An 18,340-nucleotide genomic window follows, 5' to 3' on the forward strand; every position below is an offset into this window, starting at 1 on the left:
CATGGTTGTCAATCCGATGTACCACTACATATAGCCCATAGCCTATAGCCATTCTTCTGGCCTACCAATTCCCAGCCCCCAATCCCTCGTTTAAAAACAACTGCCGAGCAAGCGCACGCCATGGGTCAGCACATCCTCGGGGTAGCGCGCAAAACAGAGCCGAATGCAATTGTTCTGTTCGGCTGGTTGATTAAGATAAAACGCTTGGCCAGGAAAAATCACAACTCCTCGTTGCAGCGCACGCTGAAATAATGGCATAATTGGCTGCTCGGCTGGCAGACTGAGCCAACTATAAAAACCGCCATCGGCAACCGTTGCCTGCACTTCTGATGGCAAATAGCGTTGAACTGCGTTGAGCAGCGCATCGCGGCGGCGTTGATAGATGCTTGTGACCCATTCTACGTGTTCGTGGTATTCGCCAGCATGCAGATATTCGGCCAAAATCTGTTGGCTAAACGATTCGTTGCTGCCGCTCGTAATGGTTTTCAAACTGACTAATTGCTGAAGCAACAAGCCATTGGCGACGATAAACCCAATCCGCAGCCCAGGCATTAACGATTTTGAATACGAGCCAAGGTAAATCACACTTGAATCGAAGGCGCGCAAGGCTGGTTGGCTTGGGCCAGTCAGGCCTAAATCGCTATAGGTTGCATCTTCGATAATCGGAATCGCCTGCTGATTGGCCCAATTTAAGAACTGATAGCGTTGGGCACTGTTCCAGCGCATGCCGCTTGGGTTGTGAAAATCGGGTGTGACTAAAACGAAGCGTGGATGCTTTGAACGTTGGCCCAAGGCTGCTTCTAGGCTTGCCCAATGTGGGCCTTGCTGATCGATGCCAAAGCCAGCTAAACCAATGCCTGCTTGCTGAAGATTGAGCAGGGTTGTATGAAACGATGGCTCTTCGATTAAGCCATTATCGCCAGCCACAGCCAAGGCCTGCGTCACCAAATTAATCGCTTCATTCGCGCCATTGGTGATAATCAATTGCTCGGCGCTGGTCTGAATGCCATGACGCGCCAAATCATGGGCAATTGCTTGACGTAACGGATAGAAACCTTGTGGATGGGTATAATTCCAAGCGGCTTGCGGGTCGCGGCGGGCAATACGTTGCTGCAAGAGCGCAAAGCGTTGGCTCGGAAACATATCTGGCGCAGGTACGCCCAAGGCCAACGAGATCATACCCTCGGCGTGATTCAAGCGCCATAATTCAGCAATCAATTGATCATTGCCCAGCGCTGGGGCAGTTAACGAACTGGTTGCGGGGGCTTGTAAGGCTTGATCAAAAACCCCAACACAAATATAACTGCCACTGCCATGCAAGGCTTGGATAATACCGCGTGCCCGTAATTCATCAAACGCCGTTACCACCGTTGAGCGATGCAGATTAAGTTGCTCGGCCAATTGGCGCGATGAAGGCAAGCGCTGCTCTGGCTGCAACTGGCCCGAACGCGCTAAGGCCGTCACATGGTCAGCAATTTGCAAATATAACGGCTTCGCCAAATTGGGGTTGAGCGGAATTGCAAGCATGAAACGTCCTTATTGATCCACGAAGGGCACGAAGAAACACGAAGGCTAGGAACCGCGAAGCACACGAAGAGCGCGAAGGCTTCATTTTCGCCAAGAATTGCCCGAATTGCCCGAAGTATGAATGGCTATGGGCTATAGGCTATAGGCTATAGAAATTTTTGAGATACTATTTATAGCCACGAATTGCACAAAGGATGATGGGCTATATGTACTGGTTCATTGGATTAACGACGGTTTGCCCCCTCACCCCAACCCCTCTCCCGTCCGACGGGCGAGGGGCTTTAAAGCCATGGTTCTTGCGTAATTCGTCGGTAAAAACCGGTGCTCCCCTCGCCCGCGTTCAGTGGGAGAGGGGCTGGGGGTGAGGGCATGCTCTGGTTGCCAACCTAATGAACCAGCATAGCTATAGGCTATAGAAATTCTTGAGCTACCATACCATCTTCCGCTAGCCCAAAGCCAATAGCCTATAGCCATAACTCCTCTGCGTTAAAACCTCACCTCTCTCCAGCTCTAACCCCTAGCCCCTGACCGCTGACCCCTCATCATTTTTGCCTTCTTCCTTTTGACTTCTGATTTCTGTCCTTTGCTCTTCATCCCTCATAATTCATCCTTCATAATTTATCGATTTGTTCTGCTGCAACGCGCTCCATGGCTTGCCATGCTAGCTCGACATCGGCGGCGGTTGTGCGCCAATTCGAGAAGGCTGCGCGAATTGCTGGCTGGCCCTCATAGACTGTTGCGGTCATAAAAACCGCGCCTGTCGCGCTGACTGCATTAAGAAAAGTTTGAATTCGCGCGCTATCAGGATGACCAACTAAGCTAAAACAAACCACATTCATGCGCACGGGCGCGACCAACCGCAGCAAATGTGAATCGCTGATGTAATTGCCGAGCATTTGCGCCAGCCCACAATCGCGCTCAACAATTTCTTGGTAGCCAGCCGAGCCATAGGCCATGAGCGTAAACCATGCGGGCAGCGAGCGCCAACGGCGCGAATTTTCCGGTGTGCGATGAAAAAAGCCAGGGTTTTCGCCCATTGGGCCAAGATAGGCGGCGCTGTTGTGAAACACTTCAACTTGCAAAGCCGCATGCCGCGTGAATTGCATGGCTGAATCATAGGGCACGTTGAGCCATTTGTGGGCATCAATTGTCAGTGAATCGGCATGCTCAATGCCATGCACTAAATGGGCGAATTGCGGCGAACATGCGGCAAAGCCACCAAAGGCTGCATCGACATGCAACCAAAAATTGAATTCCTGCTTGAGCGCAGCGATTGCGGTGATGTCATCAAAATCGACGCTGTTGACGGTGCCTGCATTGGCGACCACAATTGCTGGTTGGTTCTTGGGCAAGGCTGCTAATGCTTGCCGTAATGCATCGATGTTCACCGCCTCACGCTCAGGCAGCAGCTCAATTGTTTGGAGTTGTTGCCGACCCATGCCCAACATCGACATGGCTTTGTAGATGCTCGAATGGGCCGCGCCGCTCAACACGGGAATTGGCGCAAGCCCATACAGGCCCATGCGCGCTACATCGTGATTGAGTTGCTTGGCCACCCATTGCCGTCCAATTGCCAAGCTAACAAAATTGGCCATTGTCGCACCCGAAACGAATGTGCCACTGAAGCTCGTGGGCAAGCCAAATAATTCGCGTAGCATACTGATGGCTTCGTTTTCAACTTGAATAGCTGCGGTTTCAGTTGTGCCGCTTGGATTTTGATCAAACGTGCTGACCAGCCAATCGCCTGCTAAAGCTGCTGGGGTTGCGCCACCCGTCACAAAACCCCAATACCGTGGGCCGGTGCTGCCAGTTAATGTGCTGCTGAAGCGGCTCAAAAAGTGTTCGAGCGTTTGTTCTGCGCCTAAGCCAGCGTTTGGTAATGCTTGGAGGTGCTTGGCTGGGTAGGTGACCCCAACTGGGCGCTGGGGTAAATTGTGCAAAAATTGCTTGGCGGTGGCAAGTGTTTGCTCTAAAATCTGGTCGAGTTGGGCTGCATCGTTGGCTAACATTGGGTTCATTAGGCTACCTCAATTTAATTCAGAACTAGCTTGAGCATAGCAAAGCCAACTGGCTTGGTTAAGTACCAGTTGCGAGCGTTTAAGCAGACCACTTTTGATCCACGAAGGGCACGAAGCGCACGAAGCACGGAACCACGAAGCGCGCGAAGAACGCGAAGAATGTATTTTTTAGCCACAGATTGGTTTGATGATGTTTCTCTGATCTTTCATCCTTCATCCTTTCGTAACTCTGCGCCTCTGCGTTAAAGGTTTGCTCCACGAAGGCTTATTTTTAGCCACGAATTGCACGAAGGAAACGTTTTTTAGCCACAGATTGAACAGATTATTTGAATTATATTTCCTGTAGCGTATCGCCAACAGCCGATAGCCCAACGCCTAACCCCTGAACCCCGATCCCCAACCCCCTAGGCTCTATGCTCTTTTCATGCTTGACAATCGGACTGTGGTTTTGTATAGTGTTCATCGAAGCGTTTCGACTATACGCTTCGATAAGCTTTCGCACCGCTACACGCGAGAACGGGGGGCATTGTGCCAACGATGGTCGATGTCGCAAAACGAGCCGGAGTTGCCCTCAGCACCGTCTCATACGCACTCAATGGAACGAGACCGATCTCAGAAGAAACCCGCCAGCGGATTTACGCCGCGATGGAGGAGCTTGGCTACAAGCCCCATGCCTTAGCTCGCGGTTTGGCCAGCAAACGCAGCAAAATTATCGCCTTGCTTTTTCCAACGCCTGAACGTGGCTTGGGCTTAACTGAGCTTGAGTTTGTGACTAGTGCCGCCGAAGCTGCTCGCAACAACGGCTACCACTTGGTGTTGTGGTCGTTGCCCACCGATTCGAGCGAGCTACGTCAATTGCTGCAACAAGGCCTCGTCGATGGCGTGTTGGTGATGGAAGTACATCTCAACGATCCACGGATTGAATTGCTCCGCGAACTCGAATTTCCCTTCAGCATGATTGGCCGTAGCGCCGATAGTAGCGGCATGAGCTATGTTGATATTGATTTTGATCGTACAACCCAGCTCGCCGTAAATTACCTTGCTGAGCTTGGCCATCGCCAGATTGCCTTTATCAATCATTCGCAAGAAGCTTTTGCGGCTGGCTATGGCCCGACGGTGCGGGTTGCCCAACACTTCGATGAGGCAATCGCGGCGGCTCAATTGCAGGGCATAAGCACCTTTTGCCATGATTCAGTCAGCGCTGGCTACGAGATGTTCAATCAATTATTAACTGAATACCCCGGCTTGAGTGCGCTGATTGTGATGAACGAACGCGCTATGTCCGGCATTATTCAAGCAGTCAGCGAACGTGGCTTAAGTATTCCCGACGATATTTCGCTGATTTCGTTGGTTTCTTCGGCGCGGGTTGCCGAAATGACCTTGCCAACTCTAACAACCTTAGAACCACCAATTGCTGAGCTTGGCGCGTTAGGCGTTGATTTACTGATTCAACAGCTCGAAGCCCAAGATCGCGAGTTACCCCAAGCCCTCTTGCCATGTCAATTAGTTGTGCGCAACAGTACCGGTCAAGCACGGCGCACAGAACGATAGTTCACCATCGCTCGCTCGTCGGCTGAAAATTAACAATGGCTATGGTAACGATCCCAAGGAGGACACAGATGTCCACATCGAAGTCAACGTTCCGACTCTCATTTATGCTACTCTTGGTGTTACTCACCAGCATTCTGGCAGCATGTGGCTCGGAGAGCGCAACCACCGCCCCCAGCGGCAGCACCACCACCAGCAACGAGCCACGCACAATCAAGCTTTGGCACTACGAAGGCGCAAACAGCGCCATGGGCATTGCGTGGGCCGAGTCGATCAAACAATTCCAAGCATCACACCCAGGCGTAACGATTCAGTTTGAAGAAAAAGGCTTCGAGCAAATTCGCCAAACCGCTGGTATGGTGCTCAACTCCAACGAAACCCCCGATATTTTGGAATATAACAAAGGCAATGCAACCGCTGGCTTGCTTTCAACCCAAGGCTTGCTGACCGATCTCTCTGATGTTGCAACTCAACGCGGCTGGGATAAATTGCTCAGCTCTAGCTTGCAAACCACCGCTCGCTACGACGATAAAGGCGTAATGGGCGCTGGCAAATGGTTTGGCGTGCCCAACTATGCAGAATATGTCATGGTCTATTACAACAAAGACATGTTTGCCAAAGCCAATTTGCAAGTGCCAACCACCTTCGCCGAATTCGAAGCTGTGATGGATGCCTTTGTGCAACAAGGCGTGACTCCGCTCTCAGTTGGTGGCGCTGAATATCCTGCCCAACAGATTTTCTATGAATTGGTCTTGAGCAAAGCCAACCGCGAATTCGTCAACGCCTTCCAACTCTATCAAGGCGATGTCGATTTCCGTGGCCCAGAATTTACCTATGGCGCTGAAAAAATGGCTGAATGGGTCAGCAAAGGCTATATCAGCAAAGATGCAACTGGCATCAAGGCCGAAGATATGGGCGTGGCCTTCACCAATGGTACATTCCCAATCATGATTTCTGGCAGCTGGTGGTATGGTCGCTTTACCGACGAAATCAAGGGCTTTGAATGGGGCACGTTCTTGTTCCCAGGCAATACCTTGCACCCAGGTTCAAGCGGCAACATCTGGGCCGTGCCAACCAATGCCCAAAACAAAGAACTGGTCTACGATTTCATCGACATCACGATGAGCCAAGAAATTCAGACCTTGTTGGGCAACTCTGGTGGCGTGCCAGTCAACGCCGATGTCAGCAAAATCACCAACGAAAAGAATAAAGAATTAATCCAAAACTTCGATGCAATTTCCAAAGCCGATGGCTTGGCCTTCTACCCCGACTGGCCAGCGCCAGGCTACTACGACATCTTGGTAGCCAATATCCAAGAGTTGATCGATGGCACCAAAACCCCAAGCGAAATGCTTGATGCGATTGCCATCCCATACCAAGAACATCGCGCGACCTTAGGCAAGTAAACCAAGGCTATTGGCTGTAGGCTATAGGCTATGGAATTCATCAAAATCAAAAGCCCATAGCCCATAGCTATACTGATTCATTGGGTTGGCAACCGTGTCCCCTCACCCCCCAGCCCCCTCGCCCACGAAAACGCGGGCGAGGGGGAGCAGACGTTTTTACCACGCAGTGTGGTAGAATCACGCGATTAAAGCCCCTCGCCCGCCACGTGGGAGAGGGGTTGGGGTGAGGGGATCAGGCGGTGGTTAACCTGATGTACCAGTACACATAGCCTATAGCCCGTTCATCATTCTAGCTACCAATCGAAAGGTTACGGCAATGCTGCTTAAACGTTCAACAAACAGGGGCTACTGGTGGTTTTTGCTGCCTGGCTTGATTCTGTTTGTGCTGGTTATCGCCATTCCCTTCTTGATGAATATTGGCACAAGTTTCACCCATTGGCAGGGTGTTGGCACGCCAAAATGGGCTGGGCTAGATAACTATGCCCGCTTGTTCCGTGATAGCACGTTTTGGGCATCATTCCGTAACAATTTGGCGATGTTGGTGGCCATGACGATTGTGCCGACGTTGCTGGGCTTGCTACTCGCCGCCGTGCTCTACGATTATATTACCAACAAATTTGGCTCGCGCACAGCCAGCTTTTTCCGCGCCGCATTTTATCTGCCGCAAATTTTGCCGGTGGCAATTGCTGGCGTGGTTTGGGCTTGGATTCTGCACCCAAATTATGGGGCCTTGAATGGCTTTCTCGAAGCGCTGGGCCTCGATAATTTGACCCGCAACTGGCTTGGTAATCGCCAAACTGCCTTGCCCAGCGTAATGGTGATTATGGTTTGGTTTCAGCTTGGCTATCCGCTGGTCATTTTTATGGCTGGCTTGCAGCGCATCGACCCCGAAATTTACGAGGCGGCGGTGCTTGATGGCGCAAGTTGGTTTGATCGCTTTCGCTATATCACGGTGCATTTGATTCGGCCTGAGATTTTTGTAGTGCTGCTGACCACGACGATTGCCTCGCTCAAAGTTTTTGGCCAAATTTATGTGCTAACTCGCGGCGGCCCTGGTAGCTCTACCTTGGTTCCGTCCTACTTTGCCTACCAAAACTTCTTCGAGAAGGCCAATATTGGCTATGGCTCGGCAATTTCCACGGTTATGACGGTGATCATTATTGGATTGACGATTTTCTTTATTCGTCGCCAATCAGCCGAGGAGCTTTAAGATGACCAGCCTTCCAATGAAATCAAGCTACAAAAAACCACACAAGGCTGGTATCGGACGCTTCTTTGTGCTGGCGGCGCTATTGATCGCGCTCCTGGTTGTGCTGCTGCCATTTGCGATCGTGATTATCAATGCTTTCAAAACGCCCGAGGATTATGCAACCTACGGCCCACTAAGCTGGCCAACCGAATGGTCGATTGCTGGCATCGTGGAGTTTTGGCAGCGGGTTGATTATAGCCAGAAGTTGCTCAATAGCCTGTTGATTAGCGCCAGCGTGGCAGTCATCGGCGTGCTGTTATCGCTACTCAACGCCTTTGCCTTGGGCATCGGGCGGATCAAAGGTCGGATTTGGCTGTTGATTCTGTTTATGGTTGCCAACACCCTGCCCCAAGAATCACTGGTCTATCCACTCTACTACCTTTCCAAGGAATTCGGCCTGTACAACACCCGCTTTGTGGTGATCTTGATTTTCTCGGTCATTCAGAGCGCTTTTGGCACCTATTTGCTTTCATCGGTGTTCAGCACCTTTCCCAAGGAAATGCTAGAAGCGGCGATGCTCGATGGTTGTAACAAGCTTCAACTGCTGTTTAAGATCATTGTGCCAGTTAGTCGCCCAACGCTGGCGGTGCTGTTCACCTTCTTTTTCATCTGGACATGGAACGAATTTTTCTTGCCGTTGATTTTGTTGATTAGCAACGATCGCCAAACCGTGCCGATTGCCGTCGGCGTGCTGCAAGGCCAACGCAACATGGAAGCCACTTTATCTAGCGCTTCGGCCTTATTAGGCATTCTGCCCTGTTTTATCTTCTTCCTGATTTTCCAACGCACCCTGACCAAAGGCATTGCCGCAGGTAGTGTGAAGTGATCAGAGCAAAGAACATAGAGCATAGAACATAGACAAGGATGAGGGATGAAGGATGAAGGATGAAGCCTAAAACCGATTGCCCTTAGCGTTCTTCGCGATCTTCGCGGTTCCGTCCTTCGTGGATCAACATAAGGATTTAATAATGAAATTTACTGATGGTTATTGGATGATGCGTGAGGGAGTTAATGCTCTTTTCGCATCACAAGCCTACGATGGCCAAATTAACGATACAAGTCTGACGGTGTATGCTCCAGGCAAGCGGATCAACCATCGCGGCGATACCTTGAACTTGGGTACGATTACCGCCCGTTTTTCCTCGCCAATGCCCGATGTGATTCGGGTCAAACTCACCCATTTCGAAGGCCAGCGCCCATTAGGCCCCAACTTTGCGATTGCCGAATCGGCCAATGAGAGCGTCAGCACCAGCGAAGATGAGCAAGAATTTCGCTTGACCAGCGGCAAATTGAGCGTGCAAATTCCCAAAACTGGCGATTGGAGCATCAATTTTTGGGCTGAAAACCGCCGCGTAACCAGCAGTGGCCGCAAAGGTGTTGGCTACATTAGCTTGGCTGGCGAAGGCGAATTTATGCACGAGCAATTATCGCTCGGCGTTGGCGAACAAGTGTATGGCTTGGGCGAACGCTTCACCGCTTTCGTCAAAAACGGCCAATCGGTCGATGTTTGGAACCAAGATGGCGGCACTGGCAGCGAGCAAGCCTACAAAAATGTGCCATTCTATTTGACCAATCGCGGCTATGGCGTGTTCGTCAATCAGCCAGAAAACGTGGCCTTTGAAATTGCCTCGGAAAAAGTTTCGCGGGTGCAATTCAGCGTTCAAGGCCAAAGCCTCGAATATTTTGTGATCTATGGCCCAACCCCCAAAGAAATTCTCGAAAAATTCACCGCTTTGACTGGCCGCCCAGCCTTGCCGCCAGCATGGTCGTTTGGTTTGTGGCTCACAACCTCGTTTACCACCTCGTATGATGAAGCAACCGTGACCAGCTTTATCCAAGGCATGGCCGACCGCGATTTGCCCTTGCACGTCTTTCACTTCGATTGTTTCTGGATGCGCGAATTCCACTGGTGCGATCTCGAATGGGATTCACGCACCTTCCCTGACCCTGAAGGCATGCTCAAACGGCTCAAAGATCGCGGCTTGAAGATTTGTGTCTGGATCAATCCCTACATTGCTCAGCGTTCGGCGCTGTTCCGCGAAGGCATGGAGCACGGCTACTTGGTGAAAAAGCCCAATGGCGATGTTTGGCAATCTGATATGTGGCAATCGGGCATGGGCTTGGTCGATTTTACCAATCCTGATGCATGTGCCTGGTATGCGGCCAAACTCAAAGGTCTGCTCGATATGGGCGTTGATTGTTTCAAAACCGACTTTGGCGAACGAATCCCGACCGATGTGGCCTACTTCGACGGCTCCGACCCACAGCGTATGCACAACTACTACACCCATCTTTACAACAAAGTCGTGTTTGATTTGTTGCAAACCGAACGCGGCCTGAACGATGCGGTGTTGTTTGCGCGTTCGGCAACTGCTGGCGGCCAACAATTCCCTGTCCACTGGGGCGGCGATTGCGAATCGACCTTCGAATCGATGGCCGAAAGTTTGCGTGGCGGCTTATCGTTAGGGCTTTCGGGCTTTGGCTTCTGGAGCCACGATATTGGCGGCTTCGAGGGCATGCCACCAGTTGAGATTTACAAACGCTGGATCGCCTTCGGCATGCTTTCATCGCACAGCCGCTTACATGGCAACCATACCTATCGTGTACCATGGATCTACGATCAAGAAGCTGTTGATGTGCTGCGTCACTTCACCAAGCTTAAATCACGCTTGATGCCCTATCTTTACGGCGCTGCTGTGACCGCTTCCACGAGTGGGATTCCGGTGATGCGGGCAATGTTGTTGGAATTCCCGAACGATCCGACCTGCGATTATCTTGATCGCCAATATATGCTTGGTGATTCGTTGTTGGTTGCGCCAGTCTTTGCCTACGACAACACGGTGAGCTACTATGTGCCTGCTGGCCGCTGGACCCAAATCACAACTGGCGCAGTTGTCGAAGGCCCTCGTTGGGTCAACGAAACCCACGACATGCTGAGCTTGCCACTTTTGGCCCGACCCAACAGCTTGATTGCAATCGGCAACAACAGCGAACGTCCAGATTACGACTATACCAACGGCGTGACCTTGAACCTGTACGAATTGGGCGATGGTCAAGCAGCCTATACCATGGTTCCGTCAATCAATGGCGATATTGCCGCCTCGTGGAGTGCCCGCCGCGATGGTGATACAATCAGCATCGTGCAAGAAGGTCAAGCCAGCGATTGGCAAATTGTTTTGGTTGGCATCCAACAGGTGGCGAGCGCCGATGAAGCCTTAGTCGAACAACACCCGCTTGGCGTACAACTCACAGCTCTTGGTCAGGCAACCAAGCTGGTTGTGAAGTTGAAGTAGGGTGTAAGAACAGAGAACATAGAGCATAGAGCAAAAGAATTGAAGATTGGAAAGGGTTTAGGGTACAGATGTGAAGGATGAAAATACACTGTGGGCAATTGAAAAACGCTGGAACAGAATTCTTAGCGTTCTTCGCGCCCTTCGTGGTTTCATCCTTCGTGAATCAAGATAAGGAAGTAATAGCATGACCCAGCATAAGTTTAGCTTCGGATTATGGACAGTCGGCAATGTCGGGCGCGATCCATTTGGCGAACCAGTGCGCAAAACCCTCTCACCAGTTGAGATTGTGCATCTTTTGGCCGAAGTTGGGGCGTGGGGTGTTAATTTTCACGATAACGATTTAGTGCCGATTGATGCTAGTGCCAGCCAAAAAGCCCAAATTGTGGCCGATTTCAAGCAAGCGCTCAACGATACTGGCCTGGTTGTGCCAATGGCAACCACCAATTTGTTCGGCGATCCAGCCTTCAAAGATGGCGCGTTTACCAGCAACGATCCGGCGGTACGGGCCTATGCCTTGCAAAAAACCATGGCTGCGATGGATTTGGGCGCAGAATTTGGCGCTAAAACCTACGTCTTTTGGGGTGGCCGCGAAGGCAGCGAAACCGATGCCTCAAAAAATTTGCTCGAAGGCTTGAAATGGTTCCGCGAAGCGCTGAACTTCTTGTGCGAATATAGCAACGCCCAAGGTTATGGCTATCGATTTGCGTTGGAAGCCAAGCCCAACGAACCACGCGGCGACATCTTTTTGCCCACCACTGGAGCCATGTTGGGCTTTATTCAGACCCTCGATCAACCAGAGATGGTTGGCGTAAACCCAGAAGTTGCCCACGAAACCATGGCTGGCTTGAACTTTACCCATGCTGTGGCGCAGGCGATTGATGCAGGCAAACTATTCCATATCGACCTGAACGATCAAAATAGCGGGCGCTACGACCAAGATTATCGTTTTGGCGCGCAAAACTACAAACAAAGCTTTTTCTTGGTCAAATTGCTGCAAGATGCTGGCTACGATGGCCCATTGCACTTCGATGCTCATGCCTATCGCAGCGAAGATCTTGAAGGGGTTAAAGATTTTGCTCGGGGCTGTATGCGCACCTACGAAATCTTGGCCGAAAAAGTTAAGCGTTTCAACGCCGATGCCGAAATTCAAGCGCTCTTGGCCCAAATTAATGCGCCTAATGCTGAGGTTGAGCCATTCCGTGGCGCATATACGCCAGAACGGGCCGCTGCGCTCAAAGCCTATCAATTCGATCGCCAAGCGCTTGGCGCACGCGGCCTCGGCTACGAAAAGCTCGATCAACTGACCTTCGAATTGTTGATGGGAGCCAGATAGAAGGATGAATTATGAGGGATGAAGTATTAAGTTTTAGCGTACCCGCAGAATGGCTATAGGCTTTTGGCTATCGGAACATTTTTAGCAATATACAATGATTATCCAAGCTAAGAGTGATTTTTTGGGTTCTTTGTGGAGCAATAATTTGAAACCACGAAGAACCCAAATTTGCTTATGCCTAGTATTTGAATTTTCCTAAGGCCGTACCCTTCATAATTCATCCCTCATCCTTCATCCTTATCAATACCTCTGCGTTAAAAGAAATCCCCGATCACTGCCACCCAACAACCGATCCCCAAGCCCTATGTTCTATGCTCTATGTTCTCACTGCCACCCAACATCCGATCCCTGGCCCCTATGTTCTATGCTCTTTGTTCTATGTTCTTTCTGCCTACCCGCAAATTGCCAAGATATGCTATGCTAGGAGCTACATGTTGCTTGCAATGGGGCAAGCGACGAGCTATACAGCACACACGAGGTAGAACAAGCCATGATTGATTGGACCGAAAATTACGGTTTTTTGCTTAACGAACAGCACGATATGCTGCGTAAAACTGTGCGCGATTTTGCTGAAAAAGAAGTCGCCCCCTATATTCGCGAATGGGATCGCAAGGGCGCTGGTGACCATGCCGGAACCGCCGAGCACATGGTGCCAATTATCAAACGAATGGGCGAACTCGGTTTTCTCGGCGTGTGTTTACCCCAAAAATATGGCGGCGCAGGCTTCGACTATTTGGGCCTTGCAGTCGTTTGTGAAGAGCTAGAGCGGGTCGATACCTCGCTGCGGGTTATTCTCAGCGTGCATACTGGCCTCAACTCATTGGCAGTCTTCCAATGGGGCACTGAAGAACAAAAGCAAAAATATCTGGTGCCCCAAGCTACTGGCGCAAAAATTGCTGCCTATTGTCTGACCGAGCCAAACGCTGGCACCGACGTTGCAGGCATGCAATCAACCGCCGTGCTCGAAGGCGATCACTATATTCTCAATGGCGAAAAAACCTGGATTAGCCTCTCGGATTTGGCCGACCACTATTTGGTGGTTGCTTACACCGACAAAGCCAAAAAACAACGCGGCATGACGGCATTTATTGTCGAACGCAGCTTTGAAGGTGTTTCAACGGTGCCAATTCATGGTAAGTTGGGCGTGCGCGCTGGCAACACTGGCAGCGTGATTTTTGAAAATGTGCGCGTCCCAGTCGCCAACCGTTTGGGCGAAGAAGGCGAAGGCTTCAAAATTGCCATGACCGCCTTGGATAACGGGCGCTACACCGTGGCAACCGGCGCAACTGGCTTGATCCAAGCTGCTTTAGAGGCTTCGGTCAAATATGCCAAAGAGCGCGAAACCTTTGGCGTGCAAATTGGCCAACACCAGTTGGTTAAACGTATGATCAGCCATATGGTGCTGAAACTCGAAACCGCGCGCTTGCTCTGCTATCGCGCTGGCTGGCTCAAAAACCAAGGCATTCGCAATACCCGCGAAACCACCTTGGCCAAATGGCACGCCACGGTTGAAAGCTTCAACTGCGCCAACGATGCAATACAAATTCACGGTGCTTATGGCTTTAGCGATGAGTATCCGGTTGAACGCTACTTGCGCAACAGCCGCGGCGCGGTGATCTACGAAGGAACCCGCGAACTCCAAGAGTTGTTGCAAGCAGATTTTGCGCTCTCAGAGCGCGAAAACAAGCCCTTACGCTGTGAGTTGCCAGCCTACGACGAAGAGGCTTGGAACGCTTAAACAGCGCTAGCCATCGGAGCGGAAACCACCGCGAACAAGGTTTTTAGGGCTTTGTTCGCGGTGGTTGTGTTTAAGGAGGAAGTATGTCGCGTTGGCTTATTGTGGTTGCGCTGATCTTTTCGAGCCTTTCGATTCCATTTATTCGCCAAGTTCAGCCTGCTGTCGCCCCCAATGCCGTCCCTGCTGGATTTACCCAAACCGTCGTTGTTCCCGCTAGTAGCCTTGATGCGCCAACCGCGTTTACCTGGTTGCCATCAGGCGAAATGCTTATTACGCAACAGAATGGTCAATTATTAGCTTGGAACGGCACCAGCACGCGCACGGTGCTGAGCCTTGGCTCGCGGGTTTGCTACGATTTTGAGCGCGGTTTGTTGGGCATTGCGGTTGATCCGCAATTTACCAGCGGACGACCATATGTCTATGTCTACTATACCTTCAACAAATTTAACCAAACCCCGAACAATTGCCCTCAACAAAGCGAAACGGTCAATCCAGTCAATCGGGTTTCGCGCTTTACTTGGAGCAATAACGCCCTCGATTTAAGCTCAGAATCGGTCTTGCTCGATAACATCATGTCGTTCAATGGCAATCACAATGCTGGCGATCTTGGCTTTGGCAAAGATGGCAAGCTGTTTGTGAGCGTTGGCGATGGCGGCTGCGATTATCTCGATAGCGGCTGTGGTGGGGCCAACGATGCCTCACGCGAGCGCCATACCTTGCTGGGCAAAATTTTGCGCATCAATTCCGATGGCACGATTCCCAGCGATAATCCATTCCTTGGCACTGGCACGGCGCGTTGTAACACTGGCTCGGTTGCCAGCGGTACAATTTGCCAAGAAACATGGGCTTTGGGCTTTCGCAATCCCTATCGTATGACCTTCGATCCCAATGCAACTGGCGTGCGCTTGTTTGTCAATGATGTTGGTCAGAACGTGCGCGAGGAAATTGACGAAGTGACTGCTGGCAAGGATTATGGCTGGAATTGCCGTGAAGGTACGCGGGTCAATAACACCAGCGGCCCATGTTCGCCAACTCCTGCCAACATGGTCGACCCAGTTTATGAATATAGCCATGGCAATGCAGGTGCGCCATTTACCAACTGTAATTCGATCACTGGTGGCGCGTTTGTGCCTGCCAATACCTTCCCGAGTAATTACAGCGGCTATATGTTTGGCGATTATGTGTGTGGCAAAATCTTTATGATTTCAGCCCAAGCGCCGTATAACTCAGTCGTAACCTTCTCAGATAATCCTGGGTCGGTGACGCATATGGCATTTGGCCCCAACGGTGCGCAACAAGCCTTATATTATGCAACCTATGCTAATGGTGGCGAAATTCGGCGCATTAGCTATAATGGCGCAGCTGGCTTAAACTCAGCCTTTACGGCGAACCCCAGTTTTGGTGCAGCACCCTTGGCTGTGACCTTTAGCGCAACCACGCCAAGCAACGGCGCGACCTACTTCTGGAATTTTGGCAATGGCACGACTCGCCAAACTAGCACTGCCAGCACATCCTACACCTACACCAGCAATGGTACGTACACCGCAACCTTATATTTGCGCGGTAGCAATGGCGATATATCGAGCGTGAGCCAAAGCGTTGTGCGGATTGGCGCAACTGCCCCAGTCGCCAGCATCACCCAACCAAGCCCAAGCGCGCTCTTCGCCGTTGGCCAAAGCATTCAGGTGCGTGGCCAAGCGAGCGATGCAGAACAAGGCCAGTTGCCAGCTAGTGCCTTATCGTGGAAAGTGATTTTGCATCACGATACTCACACCCACCCTTATTTGACCCAACCAACGACCAATAGCTTTAGCTTTACTGCGCCATCGCCAGAAGATTTGCTTGCCGCGAGCAACAGCTACTTGGAGCTAGAGCTAACCGCGACCGATAATAGCGGCTTGAGCCATGTCGTTACCCAAACCATTCAACCACGCAAAGTTAATGTAACCTTGGCTTCAACCCCGAATGCCAACGCAAACTTCGTGGTCAACAACGACCCAATCGATGCCGATGATCCATTTGTTTCTTGGCAGGGCTATGTTTTACGCGTAACTGCGCCAGTCTATACTGATAATAATCGTTGGTGGCGGTTTGTGCGCTGGAGCGACAACAACACCAGTAATCCACGCAGCTTTACAACGCCTGCCAGCGCAACCACCTACACCGCAGTCTACGAAGAATTTACGCCAGAGCAGGTCTACTTGCCAGTGGTGCGCAAGTAAACTCTTGTACCCTCACCGCCCAGCCCCCTTGCCCACTGGACGCGGGCGAGGGGGAGCATCCGTGGTGCACCAAGGAATTGGGAGAGAACCACGAAGTTAAAGCCCCTCGCCCGCCACGGGAGAGGGGTTGGGGTGAGGGGATCTTAACAACCGACCCTCACCCCCCAGCCCCCTCTCCCACTGGACGCGGGCGCGGGGGAGCCGCACGTTTTTTTACCGACGAATTGCACAAAACCACGAAGTCAAAGCCCCTCGCCCGCGTCACGGGAGAGGGGGCTGGGGTGAGGGAACCTAGCAAAATTTAGCATGTTCTACGCCCTTTGATCAGATCGATCAAAGGGCATTTGTTTACGCTACGCCAAAAGGTGTAGAGCTTTGCAATTGACCCATAATTAGGCTCATGATGGCTACATATGCAAGATACACCTTTTGCGGGCTGCCGATTGTGGCCTGAGCCAACTATAGTGTGGCTAGTTTCAACCACAGGAGCTAGCAATGCACGATCAACCATCATCACCTTGGCTTGGGCGATTTCTCAGTATTTGGCTGGGCCAAGTTTGTTCATTAATTGGCAGTCAATTGGTTCAATTCGCGATTATTTGGAATTTGACCTTGCGCACAGGCTCGGCCACTACCCTCGCGTTTGCTTCATTGATGGCCATGCTACCAGCGGTTCTGCTCTCGCCATTTATTGGCACATGGGTTGACCGCATGAATCGCCAAGTTATTATGCTGGTAGCTGATGCCTGCTCGATGTTGGTGACGATTGGCTTGGCGTTGCTCTTCTGGCAAGGCTCGGATGCAATTTGGCAGATTTATGTTGCTTTATTACTACGCTCAGTCTGTGAGCGTTTCCACTCCACCGCGATGGGTGCTTCAACTGTGCTGTTGGTGCCAAAAACCCATTTAGCTCGCGTTCAAGGTATGAACCAAGCCTTACACGGCGGTATGAACATTATCGCTGCTCCATTAGGCGCATGGCTGGTTGCCACATTTCCCTTGCAAGCGGTCTTATCAATTGACGTAATTACGGCGTTGTTGGCCATTTTACCCTTGTTGTTTGTGCGGATTCCTCAACCTCAACGCGATACCAACCGCACTGTCACTTTTTGGCAAGATATGCGCGAAGGCTTTGTCTATGTGATTGGCTGGCGCGGCTTGTTGATTAGCTTGATTATGGTCAGCGTGATCAATTTGGTTATCACGCCTGTTGGTTCGTTGTTGCCGCTCTTGGTGACCAAAATTTTTGGTGGTGGAGCCAGCGAATTGGGCTGGATGGAAGCAGCGCTCTCGATTGGGATTATTCTGGGTGGGGTTTTGCTCAGCGTTTGGGGCGGATTCAAGCGCCGCATCGTCACCGCATTGTTTGGGCTGGTGCTGCTTGGGGCATTTACGCTGTTCTTGGGCATCATGCCAAGCTCATTGGTTTGGGGCGCGATTGTGATGAACGGCTTGGTTGGCCTGAGCTTGCCAATTGTCAATGGCTCGTTTGGCGCGATGATCCAAGGCGTGATTGCTCCTGAATTGCAGGGTCGGGTCTTTTCCTTGGTGGGAAGTTTTGCTACGGCCATGGCTCCAATTGGTTTATTGCTCGCTGGGCCAATCGCCGATGCGTTTGGGCTACGGATTTGGTACATTCTTGGTGGGGTTGTCACGGTTGCGATGGGCGTTTTGGGCTTTGGTCTGCGCTCAGTTATGACGATGGAAAGCCATCAAGCCCAAGAATCTGTGCCAACTATCAATGAACCAAGCCTCAGCCAAGCCCCAGCCGAAGCGTTGTAAACCTGAGGGATCGGTTGTTGGGGATCGGGGATCGGAAGGATGAGAAACGGCAACCACGAAGCGCACGAAGAAGAGCTAAGATTAGGTTAACCGAAGTACAAAGAGCACGAAGTATGGGGAGCAAGGAAACTTAACGATAATCCAGCAAACAAATATTTGGGGGTGCAGGGGGCTGAAAACCCCCTGCGTCTCCCGCTGGCGGGACGGAAGGGTGGTGATCAAAC

At 51.3% G+C, this 18,340-nt stretch carries 11 protein-coding genes; 9 read left to right on the top strand and 2 right to left on the bottom strand.

Going from position 1 to position 18,340, the window contains the following annotated elements; translation table 11 throughout:
* Window positions 1-90: 90 nt before the first annotated feature.
* A complete protein-coding gene (locus tag ACFMKP_RS23660; protein WP_382296023.1) occupies window positions 91-1,527 on the bottom strand; it encodes a PLP-dependent aminotransferase family protein in 1,437 nt (478 codons plus the stop codon).
* Between the two features lie 611 nt (window positions 1,528-2,138).
* A complete protein-coding gene (locus tag ACFMKP_RS23665; RefSeq protein WP_382296026.1) occupies window positions 2,139-3,545 on the bottom strand; it encodes a pyridoxal phosphate-dependent decarboxylase family protein in 1,407 nt (468 codons plus the stop codon).
* Window positions 3,546-4,082: 537 nt separating this feature from the next.
* On the opposite strand from ACFMKP_RS23665, the gene ACFMKP_RS23670 reads away from it, so the two are divergent.
* From ACFMKP_RS23670 to ACFMKP_RS23710, 9 genes are all read left to right on the top strand, one after another.
* Window positions 4,083-5,096, top strand: a complete 1,014-nt coding sequence (locus ACFMKP_RS23670; RefSeq protein WP_382296028.1) for a LacI family DNA-binding transcriptional regulator — start codon at window positions 4,083-4,085, stop codon at window positions 5,094-5,096.
* A 68-nt stretch (window positions 5,097-5,164) separates the two neighbouring features.
* Entirely contained in the window at window positions 5,165-6,499 is a 1,335-nt protein-coding gene (locus tag ACFMKP_RS23675) for an extracellular solute-binding protein (protein WP_382296031.1), read from the top strand.
* A 316-nt stretch (window positions 6,500-6,815) separates the two neighbouring features.
* Window positions 6,816-7,709: a carbohydrate ABC transporter permease gene (locus ACFMKP_RS23680; protein ID WP_382296034.1), complete on the top strand. Its 894-nt coding sequence runs from the start codon at window positions 6,816-6,818 to the stop codon at window positions 7,707-7,709.
* A 1-nt stretch (window position 7,710) separates the two neighbouring features.
* Entirely contained in the window at window positions 7,711-8,574 is an 864-nt protein-coding gene (locus tag ACFMKP_RS23685; protein ID WP_382296037.1) for a carbohydrate ABC transporter permease, read from the top strand.
* 142 nt (window positions 8,575-8,716) lie between these two features.
* Entirely contained in the window at window positions 8,717-11,041 is a 2,325-nt protein-coding gene (gene yicI, locus ACFMKP_RS23690; protein ID WP_382296039.1) for an alpha-xylosidase, read from the top strand.
* A gap of 184 nt (window positions 11,042-11,225) precedes the next feature.
* The gene (gene xylA / locus ACFMKP_RS23695; protein ID WP_382296042.1) at window positions 11,226-12,374 is read left to right on the top strand and encodes a xylose isomerase; all 1,149 of its coding nucleotides are present in this window, start codon (window positions 11,226-11,228) and stop codon (window positions 12,372-12,374) included.
* A 490-nt stretch (window positions 12,375-12,864) separates the two neighbouring features.
* The gene (locus tag ACFMKP_RS23700) at window positions 12,865-14,112 is read left to right on the top strand and encodes an acyl-CoA dehydrogenase family protein (protein WP_382296045.1); all 1,248 of its coding nucleotides are present in this window, start codon (window positions 12,865-12,867) and stop codon (window positions 14,110-14,112) included.
* Between the two features lie 83 nt (window positions 14,113-14,195).
* Window positions 14,196-16,334, top strand: a complete 2,139-nt coding sequence (locus ACFMKP_RS23705; protein ID WP_382296048.1) for a PQQ-dependent sugar dehydrogenase — start codon at window positions 14,196-14,198, stop codon at window positions 16,332-16,334.
* Between the two features lie 495 nt (window positions 16,335-16,829).
* A complete protein-coding gene (locus ACFMKP_RS23710; protein WP_382296051.1) occupies window positions 16,830-18,116 on the top strand; it encodes an MFS transporter in 1,287 nt (428 codons plus the stop codon).
* Window positions 18,117-18,340: the final 224 nt, after the last annotated feature.

Source organism: Herpetosiphon sp. NSE202 (genome assembly GCF_042688385.1).
In the GTDB taxonomy this organism is placed as follows: Bacteria; Chloroflexota; Chloroflexia; order Chloroflexales; family Herpetosiphonaceae; genus Herpetosiphon.